This window comes from Rothia sp. HMSC071F11 (genome assembly GCF_001809115.1).
Lineage (GTDB): Bacteria > Actinomycetota > Actinomycetes > Actinomycetales > Micrococcaceae > Rothia > Rothia dentocariosa.
The window spans coordinates 121,919-142,622 of sequence record NZ_KV795724.1; the positions used below are offsets into that span (position 1 = coordinate 121,919).

The following is a 20,704-nucleotide window of genomic DNA, read 5'->3' on the forward strand; positions in this document are numbered from 1 at the left end:
AAAGTGCGTGCTGGGGGAGGAAGCGTCGATGCCTGATGAGAGCGAAAACTCGGTGAGTGCGCCTGTCTGCGGTGTGGCACAGCTCGGTAGGCCGCGTGTTGTAGCGGTTGTTGTGACCTATAATCGTCAAGATTTATTACCCATTACCCTTGCGGGTATCGCCGCAGGGCAGGTTGTGCCGGACGCTGTTGTCGTGGTTGATAACGCCTCTACCGACGGCACGGTCGAGTATCTAAAAAATCTAAGCTATTCGCTTCCGCTCGATATCATCACATTGTCTCAGAATATGGGAGGTGCGGGTGGATTCGCCGTTGGAATCGATCGAGCGTTAGCGCGCCACAATCCAGATCTTGTGTGGGTTATGGATGATGACACTGAACCAACCGAAAACACCCTGCATGAGTCTGTTCAAGCATGGGAATCATATTCGCCGGACCGCAGCCGTCGTCCCGCCTTGATAGCTTCACGGGTTGTGTGGACCAATGGGGAAGACCATCCCATGAATACGATGCGCACTATGTTCGGTGCTGGCTCTGGGCGGCATCGTCGTGCACAAGCGGTGGGGGGTCGGCCTATACGCAGCGCCTCCTTTGTATCTTTGGTGATGGACGCTCAAGTTATTCGTCAGAATGGCGGCCTACCGATTGCGGATTTTTTTATCTGGAATGATGATTTTGAATTTTCGACCCGTCTTGCACATCATCGAGATGCCATTGCTGTACCCGCCTCGGTGGCTCGTCACCACACGAAAACTTTTGGGACGACGAATGCGAAGCCGGGCCCACGATTTTATAACGATGTTCGCAATAAAATGTGGGTTTTCACGCGATCCCGTACTCTTAGCCCGCTTGAGAAGTTGTTATATGGCGGGTCGGTAGCAAGACTTTGGGCTTCGACGGTTCTGCGTACGGACGAAAAATCTATTTATTTGGGGTATTTCCTGAGGGGCATCAAGGATGCGCTGCATGCCCCTCGCCTTAATCGTGATGTGCTTCGCGAAGTGTACGACCTTGAATTTCCGGGGCATTATGGCGCTCAAAAAAATCGTGGTTCCTTCGGCGCACCACATTCTCAGGCAGAGTTCTCTGTTCTGATGAGTGTTTACGCTCGGGAATCTGCTGATCATGTGGAGGCGGCTATTGCCTCGAACGCTCAGCATCAGACCCTTCGGCCTGCTGAACTGGTTTTGGTTCAGGATGGCCCGTTGCCTTCTGAAGTACGCGCGGTCGTTGACCGTTGGGTCGAACGTAGCAGGGCGGGGGAATGCGCTCCTATCGTCACAGTCAAACTGCCTCAGAACGTGGGTCTTGCCGCTGCACTCAACGAGGGGCTGAATGCTTGTTCTTACGGCATCGTTGCCCGCGCGGACTCTGACGATATTTCGGAGCCAGACCGATTTGCAACCTTAATTCCGGCGCTTATCGAGAGCGACTGCGCGGTGATGGGCTCTGCCATGTACGAAGTTGATGCGCAGAATACCGCAGTAGAGGCTACCCGCCAGACGGTAACTGACGCATCTCGGTTGGCTGACATGATGCCTTCGCGCAATCCCCTGTACCACCCAACGGTGGCTTTCTACAAAGACGTTGTTCAGCGTTTAGGCGGGTATGAATATGTACCCGGGGCCGAAGACTGGTGGCTGTGGTCGCGGGTTATCTCCGCCGGTTATAAGATTGGTAATGTGCCTGAGCCATTAGTCCGTTATCGTGTGGGTGCAGGTGCCTACACACGGCGGGGCGGACTTAACGCCTGGAAACAGGATTGGGCGATTCAACGTCGACTATATACCGGGCACGCGATCTCAAAGCTCGGGTGGATTAAGAATATGAGCGTTCGAACGGCGTACCGGTTTATTCCGGAGAGTACACGCCGTAAGGCATTTCGAGCGCTCACCGATATACGGCCTAGTAGGAACGTAGAGAATAGTTTGCAGGGGAAGGACGCATAAGTGGAGAACTATCCCACGACTCAACCGATTGCGGTGGTGGATCGCCAACGCCCCTACACCCCTAAAAGCTGGTGGCTTCTCGTTCAGATTGCATTAGATTCCGTAGCCTGGATTATAGGGCTTGTCATCGCGTTTATGCTACGATACAGCCTGCTTCTGAACCAGAATTCTGTCTTTGATGTGATTGATCTTCAAAGCGTGGCGCTCAGTATGGGGTTTGCGATTATTCTGCAGATTCTTGTGGGCTACGGTATGAAGGTGTACCGCGGCCTGTATTCTTACGGTTCTTTCGAGGAAGTCTGGCGTACGGGCGCAACTGTAGGTATCGTCTCGGTGGCGCTTTTCCTCTTCAGCTACGTAGATGAAGCTCTCGGACTAGTACATGTGCCTCATGGTGTGCCGCCTATCTCGGTGGGTATTACATTGCTGTTCATGGCGGCGATGCGCATGGTTAAGCGTATTTATGTTGAGCATAAGACTTTGCGTAATCTTGATGGTGAGCCTGTTATTGTCTATGGTGCCGGGTTCACGGGTCGCACAGTTATCGAAGCTCTTATGCATGATGACTCTGCATATATGCGACCTGTTGCGGTGGTGGACGATAACCCTCAGCTACGCGGTATTAACATTCACAATGTGCCGGTTTATAACACCGGTAAAGAACTGGATGCGGTCATCAGGCGCTATGCCCCTAAAAAAATGATTGTCGCTATCACCAACATGCCGCATGATCGTTTCGACCGGGTCTGGGCACGCATGCAAAAACACGGAGTCGAAGTAACTCGTGTAGCGAGCGCCAGCGAAAAGCTCTTCGGCAACAACGTGGTAGAAACCGACGATAACGAGCTCATGAAGCTTATCCGCGGCGAAATTAACTACGATGTCGATACTGAAGTTTTGCGCAGCTACCTTCAAGGTAAGCGGGTCTTGGTGACCGGCGCAGGAGGATCTATTGGTTCTGAGCTATGCCGTCAGATCCACGAATACGACCCTGAGCTGCTCATGATGCTCGATCGTGACGAAACCCTGCTGATGGAAACAAAGCTCTCGATCACTGGCGAGTCCAGCCTGGATGATGAGCGTATTATTCTCGCGGATATTCGTGAGGGGGAAAACCTGCGTAATATCTTCCTTGAACGAAAACCGCAGGTGGTTTTCCACGCCGCAGCTTTGAAGCATGTTTCTGCACTGGAGGCATACCCTGAGGAAGCATGGAAAACAAATTCGCTGGGCACCCTTAACGTTCTATATGCTGCGCAAGCGGCGGATGTTGAAACATTTGTGAATGTTTCAACAGATAAAGCGGCAGATCCTAAGACCGCTTTGGGGCAGTCAAAACGAACCGCTGAATGCTTAACCTCGTGGTTTGGACAGCAGACGGGGAAGACTTATGTATCGGTTCGATTCGGTAACGTTTTTGGCTCGCGCGGCTCTATCAAACCTCTGTTTACGCAGCAGATTCTCAATGGCGGTCCCATTACACTTACTGATGAGAACGCTACCCGATACTTTATGCTCATCACGGATGCTTGCCTGCTGGTGATGCTGGCAGGGGCTATTGGTCATCCGGGTGAAGTTATGGTGCTTGATATGGGTGAGCCTGTATCTATCTACGATGTTGCACATGAGATGCGTAAAGCCTATGAGCGTTACGATGTTGATATTGTAGTGACCGGTCTGCGTCCTGGCGAAAAATTGGATGAAACCCTCTTTGGTGCTAATGAGCAACACACTCGAAGCACTCAAAACAAGTTTATTTCTCACTCGACGGCACCAGCTCTCAATCCTGAGGATTTGGATTATGAGCAGTGGATTCAGAATTATGAAGCGCATCGTTCTTATGAGCGTCATGGATTTACCCGCGTAGTAGATCCGCGTCAGGGTCGTCTTCTGGAAGAACACAGGAATTAGCCGTTTTTGAATATTGAACGATGAAATTTTGCCCCGTTAACGTCTACATAGGCGTGTACTACGTGATGAATTCGTCTTGTAGAACCAGCAGCGGGGAAGTAGAATCCCAAATTACACCCTGTTACGAGGTTTTACCGTCTAGAGGAGAGACATGAACCAGGCATCTCTGGTGCTTATACTAGCGTTTGTGTTAGGAGCGCTTCTGCCTTTTGCGGTACGCCCCCTGTTGCACGCGCTAAATATGGTTGATATACCCAATGAGCGTTCCTCGCATACGATTCCGACGTACCGGGGCATGGGGCTGGCAACCGCTAACGCTACCTGTTTGAGCTTCGCGGTCGCTACCCTCATGGAGTGGACTGTAAATCTCCCCATCTCGTTAACTTTTTTGGCAGGCGGCGGTCTTGCTTTGCTTTTGGGATGGACCGAAGATGTCTATGGGGTCAGCGTTGCCAAGCGTGCCGGGATGCAGCTTGTTATAGGACTCGGTATTGCACTTTCTCTCGCTATTATTCAAGAGGCATCATTGCTGTGGGTTCCTGTAGCAGGGATCTTTATTGCGGGGTATATAAACGTTACAAACTTTATGGACGGCATCAACGGTATCTCCGGATGCCATGGGCTGGTGGCTGGGCTTGCCTACGCCTATATGGGTGGCGTAAGTAGTTTGCCGTGGATGACGATAGGCGGTCTGGCAATTGCAGGTGCCTATACGGCTTTCCTACCTTGGAATTTACGCACGGGTCACAATGTTTTCTTAGGTGATGCTGGGTCTTATTTCCTGGGTGCCTCTCTTGGAACAATTGCTGTTGGTGCTTTCTATGCTGGAATTCCGTTCCTTGCGTCGATAGCCCCGCTTCTGGTTTATCTTGCAGATTCTGCGATGACTCTTATACGTCGTATGGCTGCTGGGGAGCAGTGGTACAAACCGCATCGAACCCATGTGTATCAGCGTCTGACTGACGTCGGATTGGGACATATCAGCGCAACAATTATGGTGAGTTCTGCGACTGCGATTGTATGGGCTTTTGTACTCTTTGCCTCAGATCTTTTCCTAACAGGTGCCTTTTTCGCTGGTGTTGGCGTTCTTGCCCTTGCTGTAGCTGTCATTGTTTTATACCTGCGGCTTCCCGAACTACTGGATACGCGTCTGCAGCCTGCCGAGCAGGGGCACGCTAATTCCAAGCAGAATATTGCAGATCTGAACACAGAGACGCATCCTGTGAGCGAGCGGAAGTCTGAGGGCTCACAGGAGTGAAACAACGGCGGCTAAATTCGATTCGGAGAGCTCTGTGGAACCCAAAATTTATCTATGGTATAGGTAAGAAAGACAATAAGCAAAATAGGGTGCAAGGCTTTTCCTGGGGGCTTTTAGCCTATCGCGAGACCGTAATGTTTGTACTGGTTTTAATTCTTTGTTTACCGATTCTGGGAATCATATTGGGCATTCGCGGGTCGGCGGGATTTATGGTTGGGTTTCTGGTAGTCTATATATGTTTCACCATGGGCGTAGCAACTGCTTTGGGGGCACACCGTATAAAGATTGGGATTCCTCAGGCTTTGCTTGTAAGTTATGTGGTGAAGGTGTTACTCATGGCGATGGTGCTTTTACTAGTACCTATGCCAGAGGCACTTAAACACGGTTGGACGCTTGGTGGTGCCGTCATAGGAGCGGTACTGTGGTTAAGTGTCGAGGCTGTAACCATTATGAATTCAAGGATTTTGTACTTCGATCCTGAGTCTTAGCACACACAAAGGCTTACTCAGAAGTAGATAGGGAAATTTTTGACCGATTCTGAGAAGAAATGGTGGGACGGAGATAAGAAACTCCGTACCACAGGAGAACTGGTATCCGGCGGTGGACTATCTGGCGGCGTGATGTCTGTTTTGTATCTTATTATCGGCATAGCTTTTTGGGGATTGGTCGGCTTTGGAGCTGACTGGCTCCTCAATACCCGGTGGTTTGTATGGGTTGGTGTTCTGATAGGTGCTTGCGGAGGCATCTACCTGGTATATCTGCATACGAGCCGCTCTAAATAAATAGCCTAAAAATTTTAGGTTTTGCACACATTCCATCCAGTTAGTTGAGCATAGTTTTGCACCAGCAAGTAGCCAGCTAACGGCAAGAAAGGACTTGCTTTGAACGAGAACGGGTCTGTACTCGCAGAAGGCTATACGCCGCCGACACCGGCCGATATGCATCTGCCTGACTTCTTCCAGGTTGATTCTCTTGGGTTCGGCTTTGGTAAACAGATGCTGCTCGTCATCCTGTCTGTCGTAGTCGTTTCCCTATTCTTTATGATGGCTGCACGCAAGCGTGCAATGGTTCCGGGTAAAGCCCAGTTCATTGCAGAATCAGGCTATCTCTTCACCCGTAATTCACTTGGCAAAGACCTGATTGGCGCACAGCATTTCAAGCCTTTCGTGCCCCTGCTCTTTACTTCTTTTTTCTTTATTCTGATTAATAACCTTTACGGTTCAATTCCCCTTATTCAACTTCCTTCTTTTTCTCACCCAGGCAGTGCCTATGCATTGGCTATCGTCGGCTACCTTACCTGGGTCGGTGTAGGTATCAAGCGCAAGGGACTGGTTGGATTTTTTAAAGATCTGACGATGCCCTCCGGAGTTCCGGGGTGGGTGTACGTTATTTTGGTACCGATTGAGTTCCTCTCGAACCTTATTATTCGTCCCGTGACTCACGCGCTTCGTCTTTTCGCTACGATGTTCGGCGGTCACATGGCAATGATGGTGGCAGCATCCCTAACTCAGTTCCTAGTGATGAGCGTCGGCGGGGCTGCAGCTTTGGGCGGTATCGCCTCTGGGGCGTTGGGTCTATTCCTCTACTTCCTGGAACTGATGATTCAGGTAATCCAGGCTTATGTCTTCACACTGCTCCTCGCGGTATACCTGCAAGGGTCAGTTTCCGAAGGACATTAAAAATAGGTTTTCGTAACTGGCTATCCAGTTGCGAAGAAAGCAACCCGTTTTACGGGTCGAATACACATAAGTAGCTCTGTAACTTCGGTATTTTCACTGAAGCACACACTGTTGAAAGGAATCAACATGAACGTTATTGGTTACGGCCTCGCAGCTATTGGTGGCGGCATCGGCGTGGGTCTAATTTTCGCTGCCTACATGACGAGCGTTGCACGTCAGCCCGAGTCCCAGCGTACCCTGCAGCCAATGCTGTTCATGGGTTTTGCGGTGGTTGAGGCTCTGGCGATTCTGGGCCTCGTTCTGGCATTCATCATCTAAGCTCAGATATAGCTGTTAACGAACCAACCTAAAGAACAGGAAATCCCTCAATGACTTATCTGGCAGAAGGAGGGGGCGCAGAGCACAGCTCTAACCCTCTAATTCCCAATCTCTGGGAATTGGGCATCACCGTCGTTGGGTTCGTGATTCTCTATTTCATCGTTCATAAATACGTTGTCCCGGCGTTCGAGAAGATCTACCAGGACCGTAAAGAAGCAATCGAGGGTGGTCTTGCCAAAGCTGAGAAAGCTCAGGCGGAGGCCGCAGCGGCTCGCGAAGAGTACAACCAGCAGCTTGAAAACGCTCGTTTGGAAGCTCAGAAAATTCGCGAGGAAGCGCGTACCGAAGGCGAATCAATTATCGCAGCGGCTCGTGAGCGTGCAACCGTTGAGGCTCAGCGTATTACTGATAATGCGCAGAAGACTATCGAGGCTGAGCGCCTAGCTGCTTCAGTATCTCTTCGTCATGAAGTTGGTACTTTGGCGACTACTCTTGCAGGAAAGATTGTGGGCGAAGCCCTTGACGATGATGAGCGATCGGCCCGCGTGGTAGATCGTTTTCTTGCTGACCTTGAAACCGAGCAACAGAATGCAGGTGCAACTCGGTAATGGCAGGAGTATCTACTGAATCACTGAGCAAGGTGGAAGCGGTTCTTGAAGCCAACGCTTCGTTGAACCCACTCAACCTAGCTAGCGAGCTTTTCGCCGTGGTCGATGTACTTGACCACGATGGCGGTTTACGCCGTGGTTTGACCGACTCTTCGCGTGAAGGGAAGGACCGAGAAAATATTGCACAGGCTATTTTTAGCGGCAAAATTTCTTCTCAAGCACTCAAGGTGCTGACTACGGCGGTAGCACTGCGTTGGTCTCAAGAGCGTGATCTTGCAGACGCGCTTGAGAAGGCTGCGGTACTCGCATCCATCGCATCCGCTCAGTCTCGTGGTGGTGCTGATGCCCTTGAAGAGGTTACCAACGAGTTGCTGACGTTTGTGCGCAACGTTGATGGTACCCCCGAAGCGCAAGCGGCGCTGTCCGACAACTTGGCAAGCAAAGAAGCAAAGAAGAAGCTCGCTGTAGCATTAGGCGGTCCAGCCGTCACTGCGGAAGGCGTACTTCTCTTGGAACGAATTGGTAGCGAATCCCGTGGTCACCATGCCGCTCGCCTCGCTGATGAATTCGTGGAAATCATCGTCACGCGACAGAACCGTTACATCGCAAAGGTAACTTCTGCAGTAGCGCTGTCGCAGGCACAGCTTGAACGCCTGAGCCGGACCTTGAACAAGATCTATAATCGTCAGCTTAAACTCGACGTATCTATAGATACAGCTGTTCTAGGCGGTATGCGCGTACAGATTGGAGATGAGGTTATCGACGGAACCGTTGGTACCCGTCTTGATGATCTTGAACGTGACCTTCAAGCATAGAGATTAGCTGAACATTTCTGCGATACGTCGCAACGGTGATTTAGAAGATACCTTGGGAAGCAGACAAATTTTTAGAATATTGTTCCTTCCCACGAAGCAAGTTTCGGTTGTTCCGAGAGGTGCAACCACAATTAGGAGAGCAGGGACATAAGATGGCCGATTTGACCATCAACGCCGATGATGTCCGTAACGCGCTGAACGAATTTGCAGCGTCTTACGAACCCGGCAACGTGGAACGTGTTGAAGTGGGGCGCGTTGTAGCAGCCTCCGATGGTATTGCGCGCGTCGAGGGTCTGCCCTCGGTGATGGCGAACGAACTACTTCGTTTTGAGGATGGCACCCTTGGCCTCGCGCAAAACCTTGATACCCGCGATATTGGCGTCATTATTCTGGGCGACTTTACCGGTATCGAAGAAGGACAGCCAGTTCACCGTACCGGTGAGGTGCTTTCGGTCCCGGTGGGCGAAGCTTACCTCGGTCGTGTAGTCGATCCGTTAGGTAACCCTATTGATGACCTGGGTCCTATTAAGGATGAAGGGCGTCGTGCTCTTGAGCTGCAGGCACCTGGTGTAACGCAGCGTAAGTCTGTGCATGAGCCCCTACAGACCGGTCTGAAAGCTATTGACGCTATGATCCCGATCGGTCGAGGGCAGCGTCAGCTTATTATTGGTGACCGTCAGACCGGTAAAACTGCGATTGCAGTCGATACGATTCTGAACCAGAAGGCTAATTGGGAAACCGGTGACCCCAGTAAGCAGGTTCGTTGTGTTTACGTGGCAGTTGGACAGAAGGCCTCCACCATTGCTGCTGTTCGACACACTCTTGAAACCAGGGGAGCGTTGGAATACACCACGATCGTTGCTGCCCCCGCATCTGACGCAGCAGGCTTTAAATACTTGGCTCCCTACACCGGTTCTGCCATTGGTCAGCACTGGATGTATGGCGGAAAGCACGTCCTGATTATCTTTGATGATCTTTCAAAACAGGCAGAAGCGTACCGCGCCGTGTCGCTATTGCTTCGTCGTCCGCCAGGGCGTGAAGCATACCCCGGTGACGTTTTCTACCTGCACTCTCGTCTATTGGAGCGTTGCGCTAAGCTCTCTGATGAGTTGGGCGCAGGGTCGATGACCGGTTTCCCCATTATCGAAACCAAGGCAAATGACGTTTCTGCCTTCATCCCGACCAACGTCATTTCTATCACTGACGGCCAGATCTTCCTACAGTCCGATCTGTTCAACGCTAACCAGCGCCCCGCCGTGGATGTTGGTATTTCCGTCTCTCGTGTGGGTGGTGCAGCGCAGACCAAGGCTATGAAGAAGGTCTCCGGTACTTTGAAACTGGACCTTGCTCAGTACCGTGCTATGGAAGCGTTCGCAATGTTCGCCTCCGATCTCGACGATGCTTCCAAGGCACAGCTGACTCGCGGCGCCCGTCTTACCGAGCTGCTTCGCCAGCCGCAGTACACTCCGTATGCGGTAGAAGAGCAGGTTGTCTCCATTTGGGCAGGTACCAACGGTTACCTTGATGATCTTGAGGTTTCTGACGTTCTTCGCTTCGAGGCAGAGTTCATTGACTATCTGCGTCACCGGACCTCGGTGTTGAGTGATATTGCCGCATCCGGCAAGCTTGAGGATGAAACCCTAGATGCCTTGAAAACTGCCGTTGCAGATTTCAAGAAGGGATTCCGCTCGGAGGGTACAAGTCACCTTGTTGACGCAGGTCATGAGGAGCATAAAGCGGCTCAGGATCGTGACATCACTCAGGAAACCATCGGTTAGCGATTAGTCCTAGGTGTTAGCCCCGCTCTGAACTTTCAGAGTTATGGGCGGGGCAGATGTCCAGGAGAAAGGAAGCTCTATGGGAGCCCAGATTAGGGTTTACCGACAGAAAATTGCTTCGACATCGTCTATGCAGAAGATCTTCAAGGCGATGGAGATGATCGCGACCTCCCGTATTAACAAGGCGCGTCGGAGCGCTCAAACCACGGGTCCTTACGCAAACGCATTGACCCGAGTTGTGACTGCTTTGGCAACGCAACAGTCCGTGCAGCATCCTCTGATCCATCGTCCCGATACATTCGGCAAGCATGAGCATAAGCGCTCTGCAGTCTTGGTGATGACGAGTGATCGCGGTCTTGCAGGCTCGTATTCGTCGTCTGTGCTGAAGAAAACAGAAGAGCTTATCGAGAGGCTACGCGGCGAGGGGCGCGAAATACAGCTGTACTTGGTGGGGCGTAAAGCGAAGTCTTATTTTGAATTCCGGGAACGTCCCTATGAACGTGCTTGGGAAGGACACACCGATAATCCGCATATTGATACCGCAGTTGAGATTCGCGATGTGTTCTTGGAGGAGTACGAAAAGGGACATGAAAACGGCGGGGTAGACGATCTGCATATCGTATACACCGAATTCAAGTCCATGGTGACTCAAGAGACCAAGATTCTTCGTTTGCTTCCCATCCACGTGGCAGAAGCAACTAAATTGGGCGAGGAAATCGTACCTGATGAAGAACTTTCTTCAGCCGATTATCAGCAACCCGCATCCTTTGAATTTGAGCCTTCTCCCCAGGAAGTATTGGATGCGCTGCTACCGCGTTATATCGCTTCTCGTATCTTCGCGTGCCTGCTCCAAGCCGCTGCAAGTGAACTTGCGTCGCGTCAGCGTGCGATGAAGACTGCGGGCGATAACGCTGAGACTCTAATCAAGAAGTACACTCGACTGATGAACAACGCTCGTCAGGCCGAGATTACTCAGGAGCTCTCTGAGATTGTGGGCGGCGCAGACGCTCTCGCCTCCTCTTAAGAACACTGCTAACTCGAAGCTATCTACTTTCAACTTTTCAAGGTAAGTGAGAAACATGACTACTACCACCACCCAGGGCGCAACGGGTCGTATTGCCCGCGTGATTGGCCCCGTGGTTGACGTTGAGTTCCCCGCTGGTCAGGTGCCGGATATTTACAATGCACTGACCACTGAACTCACCCTCGACGGGAAAACCTACACCATCACCTTTGAGACTGCTCAGCATTTGGGTGATTCGATTGTTCGTGCCATCTCTATGCAACAGACTGACGGTCTTGTGCGTGGGCAGGCTGTTCTAGATACCGGGGCTCCTATCGCTGTACCCGTGGGCGATGGCGTGAAGGGGCACCTCTTCAACGTTCTTGGTAACGCACTAGATGTGCCGAACTCCGATATCGATGCTGACGCATACTGGCCTATTCACCGCGCCGCTCCCGGCTTCGCAGAGCTAGAGGGATCGACCGAGATGCTAGAGACCGGTATTAAATCTATCGACCTGCTCACCCCTTACATTAAGGGTGGTAAGATCGGTCTGTTCGGTGGTGCTGGTGTTGGTAAGACAGTGCTGATTCAGGAAATGATTACCCGTGTGGCGCGCAACTTCGGTGGTACCTCGGTGTTCACCGGCGTTGGTGAGCGTACCCGTGAAGGTAACGACCTGTGGGTTGAGATGGAAGAAGCAGGGGTTTTGAAAGATACTGCCCTTGTCTTCGGACAGATGGATGAACCCCCGGGAACTCGTCTGCGTGTGGCACTCACCGGCTTGACTATGGCGGAATACTTCCGCGATGTGAAGAACCAGGATGTGCTGCTCTTTATCGATAACATCTTCCGCTTTACTCAGGCAGGTTCTGAAGTTTCGACTTTGCTCGGCCGTATGCCCTCTGCTGTTGGTTACCAGCCTAACCTGGCGGATGAAATGGGTCTGCTTCAGGAACGCATTACCTCGACTCGCGGTCACTCTATTACTTCGATGCAGGCAATCTACGTTCCTGCAGACGATTACACCGACCCTGCACCGGCGACAACCTTCGCACACTTGGACGCGACTACCGAGCTTTCGCGTGAGATCGCATCGCGCGGTCTGTACCCGGCAATTGACCCGTTGACCTCGACCTCTCGTATTCTTGATCCGCAGTACATTGGGCAGGAACACTATGACACGGCTATTCGAGTGAAGGCTATCCTGCAGGAAAACAAGGACCTTCAGGATATTATCGCGATTCTGGGTGTTGATGAGCTTTCTGAGGAGCAGAAGGTCGTTGTTTCACGTGCACGCCGCATTGAGCAGTTCCTTTCACAGAACACCTATACCGCAAAGCAGTTCACTGGCGTTGAAGGATCCACTGTTCCGTTGAAGGACACCATCGAATCATTCCAGATGATCTGCAATGGCGATGTAGACCATATTCCTGAGCAGGCGTTCTACAACATCGGTGGCATGGATGACGTGATGCGTCAGTACGAGGAAATCAAGGCACAGACCGGAGCCAAGTAATTATGGCACTAACAGTTGAAGTTGTTTCTCGCGAAAACGTTGTGTGGACTGGTGAAGCCTCCTACGTACGGGTACGTACTATGAACGGCGATTTGGGTATTTATCCCGGACTCATCCCCACCTGTGCGCTTCTTGCGGAGGACGGAGAACTTCTGATTCGACCCGTCAATGGTGGCGAACTCACCACGCGTTTGCATGATGGGTTCTTGACCGTCTCAAATGATAAGGTAACGATCGCGGCAAAGCATGCCGAGATCGCTACCCCTACGACGGGTAAGAAGTAAACCGTTAATAAGGTAAAAGCCGGTACAACCTATTGTTGGTTGTACCGGCTTTTACTTTCCCGAATACTTGAGTTTTAGAGTCGCGAAGATCTCTACAGTGCATAAATGTTGGCTTAGAAAAGCCGATCTGCTGCGTCGTCGATACCGCGCATCGCATCGTAATCGAGAGAGATGCAGCGGATACCGCGATCTTCGGCAAGAGTCCGTGCCTGGGGCTTGATCTTTTGTGCAGCAAAAACTCCCTTGACGGGTGCCAGCCGTGGGTCGCGGTTGAGCAGATCGAGGTACCGGGTAAGCTGTTCCACTCCGTCAATATCGCCCACGCGCTTGAGCTCTACCGCAATGCTGATACCATTGGAGTCTCTCGCCATAATATCTACAGGACCAATAGCTGTAGGGTATTCACGGCGTACCAAGGAGTAACCCTTGCCGAGTGTTTCGATCTGTTCAGCAAGAAGACGCTGCAGGTCGGCCTCTACGCCGTCTTTGATAAGTCCAGGATCGACTCCTAAATCATGGGCGTGCTCATGAATAACTTCGTACACGCGGATAAGGAGGCGGTCATCACTTTTAGCGGCTTGTACCGTCCACAGCTGCTGCACATCTGTATCAAGATCTTCCCGGGTGCTATCTGGAATCTCGTCATAGTCTGCGACAAGGAGAGAGCATGGTGGGCTCATCCAGTTTAGCGGCTTATAGGAACCGCCATCGGAATGGATAAGCACAGAACCGTCATTCTTCACCATAAGTAAGCGGGTAGCACGGGGGAGATGGGCACGCAAACGCCCTTCGTAATCAACGGAACAGTCAGCTATAACGATACGCACCCCATCTACTCTACCGAGGAAGAGTATGACATGCCAGCTGTAGAAACCGCTGCCTGGCGGCATCAAAGCAGCTAAAAGATGGCATGCCGTACTGAACGCTAGAATAGAAAGCATGGCACGCAAGAATCACCCCGGTAAACGTTCCTCGGGCACAACCTCCAACAAATGGACGCGGTCTGCACCCGGTGGACGTGATATATCTCGTATTCTTGACCCGGCGCCGCGCATTGAACGTGACCGTTTTGGTGATTGGCTGGTGCAGTACATTCCCGCCGTAAATGCTCTGAAAACCTATACGTGCCCAGAATGCAACCGTCCAATTCCGCCAAGAACAGCGCATCTTGTTGTATGGCAAGAAAGCCATACACTGGGGCGTTCTCGCGCCATTGATGAGCGCCGCCACTGGCACCAACATTGTTGGCGTACCAGACGCGCTTAGAACTATTACGAGATCGGAATACCTATCGTGGGCGCGAAGACCTGTTAGAACGAAGAAAGTGACACTATGGCGACTGAAGAGTCCTCTGGAAAACTCCGAGAGTTTGATCCCTCACGGTATGTTTTCACCCAATCTGATCAGCCTGTTCTCATTAAATCTCGCACGGTACTTCCCGCGCGCCGAGAGAATTTTGATGTTACAACCGCTGACGGGAAGCGCCTTGTGGGTGAACTGGCACTTCCCGAAGGGGAAATTAAAGCTACTCTCGTGACTTTTCACCCGCTTCCAACGCACGGCGGATATATGGATTCGCATGTGTACAAGAAGGCTTCATTCCGTCTGCCAGCGCTTGCAAATATTGCGGTTCTGCGGTTTAACACCCGCGGTACTTCTTCGATCCGCGGTACAAGCGAGGGAGTGTTCGACGGAGGATTTGCTGAGAAAAAAGATTTTGACGCGATCTTACAATATGCCGTAGAACGCCAGCTGCCGAATATCTGGTTAATCGGGTGGTCCTTCGGCACGGAGCTTGTGCTCAAGTACGCCCCAGAACATGCATCAGAATTTGTGGGGGCTATTCTGCTTTCCCCGCCGCTGCACCGAGTGCATCCCGCCGAACTGGACGAATGGAATAAAATCTCAAATCCGCTCTATGCCTTTATCCCGGAGTTTGACGACTATCTACGCCCCACCGAAGCGCGCGAGCGTTTTAAATCAATAGCCCGCACTCAGGTCGTGCCTTTTGAGAACTGTAAACACCTTTGGGTGGGCGAAAAGTCAGTAAACAGCGTGATCAACGCCCTTGTCTCAGTGGTGACGGGCCAGCAGACCACACTTCCTACCGAATACAACGGCCCGGTCGCAGAAGAGATTACTGAACCATAATCTGTCTACTCCGTCTATACGAAGGATGCGCCTGCCGCTTTTCTCAACGGCGGGCGCATCCTTATTTTGAAGAAAAGGGTTTTACCGATGGTCTTGGCGGGGAATAAAGACTTCCTTCACCAGAATCAGTAGCGATGCGGCAACAGGAATCGCGATAAGCGCGCCCAAGACGCCCCACAGCGCACCGCCTGCAGCGACAGCGATAATAGCGACACCGCCGGGAACCGAAACAGCCTTTGACATAATACGCGGCGAAATTACGTACGCCTCGATCTGCAGGTAAATGAAATAGGCGATCGCAAATGTGACAGACATTTGCCAGCCTTGCGTCAGAAGAATAAGAGACACCAGAACAAGCGCCGCTACGCCGCCAACCAATGGGATGAAGGCCAAAATCAAGACGAACACAGCCACAAGTTGAGGGAATGAGAACCCCAAGATAATCATGGTGATAAGCGCGAAGGTTGCGTTGAGAACAGCGACAACTCCCTGCCCCATCACATAGTTACCAACGGCACCCGTGATACGTTCGGTAAGTTCCTCAACACGTTCCCGCTTGGAAGCCGGAGCCAAACGCGACCCCCACGCCTTAATAGTGCGCATTGATGAGAGGAAATAGAGCGAGAGGAACAGCACAATAATAGTGCCGGTCAAAATCTGCGCAATTGTGGAACCCGCAGTAATTAGGTTGCTCATGAATCCGCCGACCGCAGAGCTTGATGTAAGAGACTCTAGGAACTTTGGAACGTTGTTATTAACCCAATCGTTAACATGCAGAACGTCATCAATGCGTTTGAAAGTATCAGAATCGATGAAATCCTGATAAATAGCGGGTGCCCGATAGACAAAGCTGCTGGCCTGTGCGCTGATAATAGGCACAATCCACACCACAAGTCCGCTAATGATGGCTGCGAAGGAAAGAACCACAATCACCACACCGGCACTGCGTTTAACGCCGAAACTCTCAAGTTTACGAACAATGGGATCAAGCCCAAGCGCGATGAAGATAGCGCCAGTGACCCAGCCGACAAGCGCGCCGACATTGGTAAAAGCGTAGTAAGCCAGCAGGGCCAGACCAACACCAACCGTCGTCAGGAAACCGAAAGATACAGGATTATGCAGCGGTGAGCTTTTCTCATAAATATGAAGTTCAGAAGCCTCATCGACTTTTGGAGAGATGCGGGGAGGAAGAGAAGCTTTGCGGCGTTGTGAACGTGCCTGACTGATGCTATCGGTCAAATCGCTGATGGTACCCGTAATATGTGAAGTCAGGGATTCGCGCTTTGTAGACGATACGGAACCGTCCTGTTCAAACATGGGTTCTTCCTGCTCCGGCTTTTTCCGCGGAACCCGGGGAACTGGGGGAGGAGTCTGCTGGGCTTGCGGATTCGAGCTATCGGACATAGTCTGCCTTTCATAAAGCTTACCTGGCTATTCTACCGGGCATCTCTGAAAACTGTATGCGCTCGCAACATTCTTGAGGCAGAAAGCTACCGAGTAAGCCTATCTGAAATTTCGCGCACCTCGAACGATTGCCGAGAATCCTGTAAAACAGCGGGTCGCGCGGGATAATTAGGGAGTACGTTAAATTTCTCTGAGGCTCGCAAAGGATTCTCGATGACAATTCCTCCCACCCCGAACCAACTGCCAACAAACCCCCAAGGCTCAGCAGAACAAATTCCCGCGTCGGTACGTAGCGCTCCAGTGCTTGGCGGTCACGATATCAGTACTTCTACACCCACTGCAGCACAAAGCAATTCGGCGAAAAGCTGGCGTTTCGATGTTGCAACACCTGAAGATTTTCAGAAGTACGTACAACTGTCTACTCAAGGCGCCGTGATCTTTGGGCTATATGCCCCGCATTCTCCAGCGTCGCTTGAAATGCTAGACGCCGTCGAAAACCTAGTCAATGCGGCGGAAGGTGCGATGCTGCTTGCCGCCGTCGATATTACGAAACTTCCGGAGGCTGCCCAAGCGTTTGGCATGGACGGCGTACCGGCAGGTGTGGCCGTTATCGCCGGTCGCCCGGCCCCTCTTTATAACGGTCAGATCAGTCCGCAGGATCTGTCAGAAATGCTGAAGCAGGTCTTGCAGGTTGCTGCGCAGTATCAGCTTCCCGGTGGATTTGAGCCTGCTCCTTCGGATGAGGAAGAGAAAACCCTGCCGCCGCTGCACGCTAAAGCACTGGAGGCCCTTGATGAACGCGACTATGAAGGAGCACGAGCCGCCTACCGCGAGGCTTTGACAGAGAACCCAGGCGATCATGATGCTAAAGTTGGGCTTGCTCAGGTTGATTTATTAGCTCGCGTGGCAGATTTGGATCTTGCCAAAGAGCGTGAAGCAGCTGCATCCGACGCTCTCAACATTGAGGCTGCCTTTAACGTTGCCGATCTTGACGTTATAGGCGGGCATGTTGAAGATGCCTACGCACGACTGCTGCGACTTTTTAAATCTGTTTCTCCGGAAGATAAGACCCGAGTACGTGAACGTCTTGTGCAGCTCTTTGACGTTGTGGGTGCTACAGACCCGCGAACGGTCAAAGCACGAGCTGAGCTGACGACGGCAATTTTCTAGACCCATAGAAGAGAAAATAAGGTGGGATGTATGTAGCTTGTGACGCATCCCGCCTTATTCGCACCTTCAACGTGAAGGTAATAAAAAATACTCTAGTAATCCTTATAGTTCATGCTTTAAAAAGTTTAGAGAATTATTGGTGATATAAGCCCCAAATATGGTTCTGAAGTATTCCCAAACTGGTACCGTTGTATGTATGAAAGAACACAATTCTGTGCCTGGGACGGTACCTGAAGACTACGGCTATTCACCAGAGAATACACAAGCTGGTGCACCAACGTATGATGCAGGCCAATCAATGACCGATCAGAGTTATGCAGACGCGCAGCCGGGGAGCTTGCCTCAAGTCACACGTGAGGCTCTTAGTCACCAACCTGGTGCGCACCTTGTTAATGCCATCGAAATTCATGGTTTGACGAAGGCGTTCGGCATGACTGTTGCCGTTAATCGCATTAATCTTTCCATTCCTACCGGCTCTTTTTACGGTTTGGTAGGGCGCAACGGTGCCGGTAAGACGACGACTATCTCAATGGTTTCTGGTATGCTGCAGCCCACCGAAGGCGTGGCGTTGATTAAGGGAACCGATATGTGGCAGAACCCTTTGGAAGCCAAAAAGCACTTGGGCGTTCTGCCGGATGGCGTACACCTTTTCGATAAACTCACAGGTGAACAGCTTATTACCTATTCGGGGTACCTGCACGGTCTCGAACGTGACACTGTCGCCGAACGTACCAAGGATCTTCTGCAGGCTATGGATTTAACCGATGCAGCAGGTCGCGCGGTCGCCGACTATTCAGCAGGTATGACTAAGAAGATCGCCCTCGCAGCAGCGCTGATTCACGCCCCTTCAGTCTTGATCTTGGATGAGCCCTTTGAAGCGGTTGATCCGGTTTCAGCGGCTAATATTCAGGATATCCTCAAAGGATTCGTCGCCTCAGGCGGAACAGTTATCCTCTCCTCGCATGTCATGGACTTGGTGCAGCGTTTATGCGATCACGTCGCCATTATGGATGAGGGACGGATTCTCGCTGCGGGTACGGTTGATGAAGTGCGTGGGGAATCTACTTTGGAAGAACGTTTCATACAGCTCGTGGGCGGACGCACCACCTCGGAAGGACTATCATGGTTGCGCACCTCGTCTCACTAAAATGGCGGTATGTGCTTGCTTCGCTCAAACGTAGTGTGTGGGCGATTATTGGTATTGCCTTTGGCGCCCTATATCTGCTTGGCACACTGACTGGTTTGGGATTCGCTTATGTTGGTTTAGGGATTGATGGTAGTTTAGATGGTCCTGCACTCGCCCTATTCCTCGGGTTTCTTGTATCTCTTGGCTGGGCTCTTATCCCCATTGTCTGGACTGGCCTAGACGGAACCCTTGATGAAAGCCGCTTCGTGTTATTCCCGCTAGAGGCTAAGACGCTGCAGAAGGGGCAATTCTTCGGTGGGTTTATAGGTCTTCCAGGTATAGCGACGATTATCCTAATCCTTCTGGGAACCCTCGGATTTATTGGTAATCCTGTGGGATTAGCAGCCTATCTGCTGAGCATAGTGTTGGGGCTGGCTTTGCTGATGACAGTGGCGCGCCTTGCCAATCAGCTTGGCGTTTATTTGAATGCTAACCCCCGTATTGATCTGATCTTCAAGATTATTCTGGGCGTGCTGTTGGTAAGCTCGGGCTTTATCTTCAGTGGAGCTATATTCTATGTGATAGATCATTTCCAGGAGATCGCTCAGAACGTTCAATGGTTGGGGTATACGCCTTTCGGGTCTGCTTTTGCGATTGCATACCATGTGGCGGCGGGTAACTGGGCTCTAGCAGGTCTAAGTCTGGTACTTTCCCTCATATACCTGGGTGGTGCTTGGGTATTGTGGGGTCGTAGCCTCGAACGCTCAATGCGTAATGTCAGCGGTGAACAAAAACGGGGCAAGGCTAAGAACCTGACGGCAGGAGATATTGGTATTTTTGCGAGGTTCCCAAACACTGGTTGGGGTGCTGTGGCTGCACGTACCATTCATAGCTACTTCAAAGATACGCGCATGACTTTGCTGATCGCCATGACTGCCATGCTCTATGTACTCTTTGCTCTCGTGATGCCGCTCTTCACGGGCAGCATGGGGTCTCGTGGCGTGACGACGGGAATCCAGCTCGCTAATTCCGGGGCTGGACCTGAAACGCTCTTCGGCTTCTGGGTTTATTTCTGCAATGTTTTCACAGGATTCTACATAGCATATATGGTCTCGTACGATAACACGGCTTTTAGTCTGCACGTGCTCTCGCCGCTGCGTGGGCGTGATGATAGGCTTGGGCGTGCACTCGGACACTCCATCGTAATGCTGCCGATCGTCGTGGTGATGTTCTTTATTATGTGCGCTGTCCACGGGCTTATAGCCTATTACCCGGTCGTGCTTTTGCATCAGCTGGGAGTCTACGCAGGAACCGTAGGGTTCGGATTGATGCTTGATACAGTGCTTTCGCCACCGGTCGCGCCTCCTGGAGCCAACCCCTTCAAAACGCCTAAGCAGCCAGACGGCTTTGCGAAGCAGCTTTTACTGATGGGCAGCATGATTATCTGCATGCTGATCGCTCTTCCTGGTGGGATTGGCTCGTTCATCTACATCGTCGGCGGCAAGGATGACATGGTGCTGATTATCTCCGGCGTTATCCAGCTGGTTATCGGCGCTGCACTGTTTATCATTGGAATTTCTGCAGGTGGTAAACTCTACGATCGCCATAGCTCGATGATGCTTCAGCGGGTTGCAAAGTTCAATACGAACTAGAGCCTATATAGAGAATATGGGGCGGCATTATGGGCAGTTACACGTATGTTTCCAAGCGTCGCCCTTATTCTCTATGGAAT

The 20,704-nt window shown here is 51.5% G+C and carries 20 protein-coding genes; 18 read left to right on the top strand and 2 right to left on the bottom strand.

The window, feature by feature from the left end; all coding sequences use genetic code 11:
* The first annotated feature begins 28 nt into the window (after positions 1-28).
* The 13 genes from HMPREF2554_RS00575 to HMPREF2554_RS00635 all read left to right on the top strand — a co-directional run bounded on the left by HMPREF2554_RS00575 (position 29) and on the right by HMPREF2554_RS00635 (position 13,121).
* Positions 29-1,948, top strand: coding sequence for a glycosyltransferase (locus HMPREF2554_RS00575; RefSeq protein ID WP_244864692.1), 1,920 nt, complete (start codon positions 29-31; stop codon positions 1,946-1,948).
* Positions 1,949-3,859, top strand: a complete 1,911-nt coding sequence (locus tag HMPREF2554_RS00580) for a polysaccharide biosynthesis protein (RefSeq protein ID WP_013398881.1) — start codon at positions 1,949-1,951, stop codon at positions 3,857-3,859.
* Positions 3,860-4,010: 151 nt separating this feature from the next.
* Positions 4,011-5,117 carry an MraY family glycosyltransferase gene (locus HMPREF2554_RS00585; protein ID WP_013398882.1) on the top strand — a complete coding sequence of 369 codons (1,107 nt, stop codon included), beginning with the start codon at positions 4,011-4,013 and terminating at the stop codon, positions 5,115-5,117.
* Positions 5,114-5,605 carry a hypothetical protein gene (locus HMPREF2554_RS00590; protein WP_013398883.1) on the top strand — a complete coding sequence of 164 codons (492 nt, stop codon included), beginning with the start codon at positions 5,114-5,116 and terminating at the stop codon, positions 5,603-5,605. Before HMPREF2554_RS00585 ends, HMPREF2554_RS00590 begins: the two co-directional genes overlap by 4 nt.
* 39 nt (positions 5,606-5,644) lie before the next feature.
* Positions 5,645-5,899: a DUF2339 domain-containing protein gene (locus HMPREF2554_RS00595; RefSeq protein ID WP_013398884.1), complete on the top strand. Its 255-nt coding sequence runs from the start codon at positions 5,645-5,647 to the stop codon at positions 5,897-5,899.
* Positions 5,900-5,998: 99 nt separating this feature from the next.
* Positions 5,999-6,796, top strand: coding sequence for a F0F1 ATP synthase subunit A (gene atpB / locus HMPREF2554_RS00600; protein WP_004004435.1), 798 nt, complete (start codon positions 5,999-6,001; stop codon positions 6,794-6,796).
* Positions 6,797-6,922: 126 nt separating this feature from the next.
* Complete coding sequence (gene atpE / locus HMPREF2554_RS00605) at positions 6,923-7,114, top strand: ATP synthase F0 subunit C (RefSeq protein ID WP_004004436.1); 192 nt, start codon at positions 6,923-6,925, stop codon at positions 7,112-7,114.
* A 50-nt stretch (positions 7,115-7,164) separates the two neighbouring features.
* The gene (locus HMPREF2554_RS00610) at positions 7,165-7,722 is read left to right on the top strand and encodes a F0F1 ATP synthase subunit B (RefSeq protein WP_013398885.1); all 558 of its coding nucleotides are present in this window, start codon (positions 7,165-7,167) and stop codon (positions 7,720-7,722) included.
* The gene (locus HMPREF2554_RS00615) at positions 7,722-8,537 is read left to right on the top strand and encodes a F0F1 ATP synthase subunit delta (protein ID WP_013398886.1); all 816 of its coding nucleotides are present in this window, start codon (positions 7,722-7,724) and stop codon (positions 8,535-8,537) included. The genes HMPREF2554_RS00610 and HMPREF2554_RS00615 overlap by 1 nt, the downstream gene beginning before the upstream one ends.
* Before the next feature lie 152 nt (positions 8,538-8,689).
* Positions 8,690-10,315 carry a F0F1 ATP synthase subunit alpha gene (atpA, locus tag HMPREF2554_RS00620; protein ID WP_013398887.1) on the top strand — a complete coding sequence of 542 codons (1,626 nt, stop codon included), beginning with the start codon at positions 8,690-8,692 and terminating at the stop codon, positions 10,313-10,315.
* 79 nt (positions 10,316-10,394) lie between these two features.
* Positions 10,395-11,339 (top strand): F0F1 ATP synthase subunit gamma, encoded by a 945-nt coding sequence (locus tag HMPREF2554_RS00625; RefSeq protein ID WP_037230839.1) that lies wholly within the window; start codon positions 10,395-10,397, stop codon positions 11,337-11,339.
* A 55-nt stretch (positions 11,340-11,394) separates the two neighbouring features.
* A complete protein-coding gene (gene atpD, locus HMPREF2554_RS00630) occupies positions 11,395-12,837 on the top strand; it encodes a F0F1 ATP synthase subunit beta (protein ID WP_013398888.1) in 1,443 nt (480 codons plus the stop codon).
* 2 nt (positions 12,838-12,839) lie between these two features.
* Positions 12,840-13,121: a hypothetical protein gene (locus HMPREF2554_RS00635; protein WP_013398889.1), complete on the top strand. Its 282-nt coding sequence runs from the start codon at positions 12,840-12,842 to the stop codon at positions 13,119-13,121.
* A 113-nt stretch (positions 13,122-13,234) separates the two neighbouring features.
* Here HMPREF2554_RS00635 and nucS read toward each other — a convergent pair whose 3' ends face one another.
* Positions 13,235-13,948 carry an endonuclease NucS gene (nucS, locus tag HMPREF2554_RS00640; RefSeq protein WP_041322057.1) on the bottom strand — a complete coding sequence of 238 codons (714 nt, stop codon included), beginning with the start codon at positions 13,946-13,948 and terminating at the stop codon, positions 13,235-13,237.
* Between the two features lie 112 nt (positions 13,949-14,060).
* Between nucS and HMPREF2554_RS00645 the strand changes: the two genes are divergently transcribed.
* Together HMPREF2554_RS00645 and HMPREF2554_RS00650 are read left to right on the top strand one after the other, a co-directional pair.
* Entirely contained in the window at positions 14,061-14,387 is a 327-nt protein-coding gene (locus tag HMPREF2554_RS00645) for a hypothetical protein (protein ID WP_004004444.1), read from the top strand.
* Positions 14,388-14,453: 66 nt separating this feature from the next.
* Complete coding sequence (locus tag HMPREF2554_RS00650; RefSeq protein WP_013398891.1) at positions 14,454-15,272, top strand: alpha/beta hydrolase; 819 nt, start codon at positions 14,454-14,456, stop codon at positions 15,270-15,272.
* An 81-nt stretch (positions 15,273-15,353) separates the two neighbouring features.
* Here the strand turns inward: HMPREF2554_RS00650 and HMPREF2554_RS00655 are convergent, their stop codons facing one another.
* Positions 15,354-16,589 (bottom strand): AI-2E family transporter, encoded by a 1,236-nt coding sequence (locus tag HMPREF2554_RS00655; RefSeq protein WP_041321742.1) that lies wholly within the window; start codon positions 16,587-16,589, stop codon positions 15,354-15,356.
* Positions 16,590-16,889: 300 nt separating this feature from the next.
* On the opposite strand from HMPREF2554_RS00655, the gene HMPREF2554_RS00660 reads away from it, so the two are divergent.
* From HMPREF2554_RS00660 to HMPREF2554_RS00670, 3 genes are all read left to right on the top strand, one after another.
* Complete coding sequence (locus HMPREF2554_RS00660; protein WP_013398893.1) at positions 16,890-17,846, top strand: co-chaperone YbbN; 957 nt, start codon at positions 16,890-16,892, stop codon at positions 17,844-17,846.
* Between the two features lie 298 nt (positions 17,847-18,144).
* Positions 18,145-18,993, top strand: a complete 849-nt coding sequence (locus tag HMPREF2554_RS00665; protein ID WP_013398894.1) for an ABC transporter ATP-binding protein — start codon at positions 18,145-18,147, stop codon at positions 18,991-18,993.
* Positions 18,969-20,624, top strand: coding sequence for a hypothetical protein (locus HMPREF2554_RS00670; RefSeq protein ID WP_013398895.1), 1,656 nt, complete (start codon positions 18,969-18,971; stop codon positions 20,622-20,624). The genes HMPREF2554_RS00665 and HMPREF2554_RS00670 overlap by 25 nt, the downstream gene beginning before the upstream one ends.
* The last annotated feature ends 80 nt before the right edge of the window (positions 20,625-20,704 follow it).

Coding starts and splice junctions, on each gene's coding strand:
- HMPREF2554_RS00575 (WP_244864692.1), top strand. CDS start 29: ATGCCTGATGAGAGCGAAAACTCGGTGAGTGCGCCTGTCTGCGGTGTG.
- HMPREF2554_RS00660 (WP_013398893.1), top strand. CDS start 16,890: ATGACAATTCCTCCCACCCCGAACCAACTGCCAACAAACCCCCAAGGC.
- HMPREF2554_RS00585 (WP_013398882.1), top strand. CDS start 4,011: ATGAACCAGGCATCTCTGGTGCTTATACTAGCGTTTGTGTTAGGAGCG.
- HMPREF2554_RS00610 (WP_013398885.1), top strand. CDS start 7,165: ATGACTTATCTGGCAGAAGGAGGGGGCGCAGAGCACAGCTCTAACCCT.
- atpE (WP_004004436.1), top strand. CDS start 6,923: ATGAACGTTATTGGTTACGGCCTCGCAGCTATTGGTGGCGGCATCGGC.
- HMPREF2554_RS00615 (WP_013398886.1), top strand. CDS start 7,722: ATGGCAGGAGTATCTACTGAATCACTGAGCAAGGTGGAAGCGGTTCTT.
- HMPREF2554_RS00665 (WP_013398894.1), top strand. CDS start 18,145: ATGACCGATCAGAGTTATGCAGACGCGCAGCCGGGGAGCTTGCCTCAA.
- HMPREF2554_RS00655 (WP_041321742.1), bottom strand. CDS start 16,589: ATGTTTGAACAGGACGGTTCCGTATCGTCTACAAAGCGCGAATCCCTG.
- atpA (WP_013398887.1), top strand. CDS start 8,690: ATGGCCGATTTGACCATCAACGCCGATGATGTCCGTAACGCGCTGAAC.
- HMPREF2554_RS00670 (WP_013398895.1), top strand. CDS start 18,969: ATGGTTGCGCACCTCGTCTCACTAAAATGGCGGTATGTGCTTGCTTCG.
- HMPREF2554_RS00635 (WP_013398889.1), top strand. CDS start 12,840: ATGGCACTAACAGTTGAAGTTGTTTCTCGCGAAAACGTTGTGTGGACT.
- HMPREF2554_RS00625 (WP_037230839.1), top strand. CDS start 10,395: ATGGGAGCCCAGATTAGGGTTTACCGACAGAAAATTGCTTCGACATCG.
- HMPREF2554_RS00645 (WP_004004444.1), top strand. CDS start 14,061: ATGGCACGCAAGAATCACCCCGGTAAACGTTCCTCGGGCACAACCTCC.
- HMPREF2554_RS00650 (WP_013398891.1), top strand. CDS start 14,454: ATGGCGACTGAAGAGTCCTCTGGAAAACTCCGAGAGTTTGATCCCTCA.
- atpD (WP_013398888.1), top strand. CDS start 11,395: ATGACTACTACCACCACCCAGGGCGCAACGGGTCGTATTGCCCGCGTG.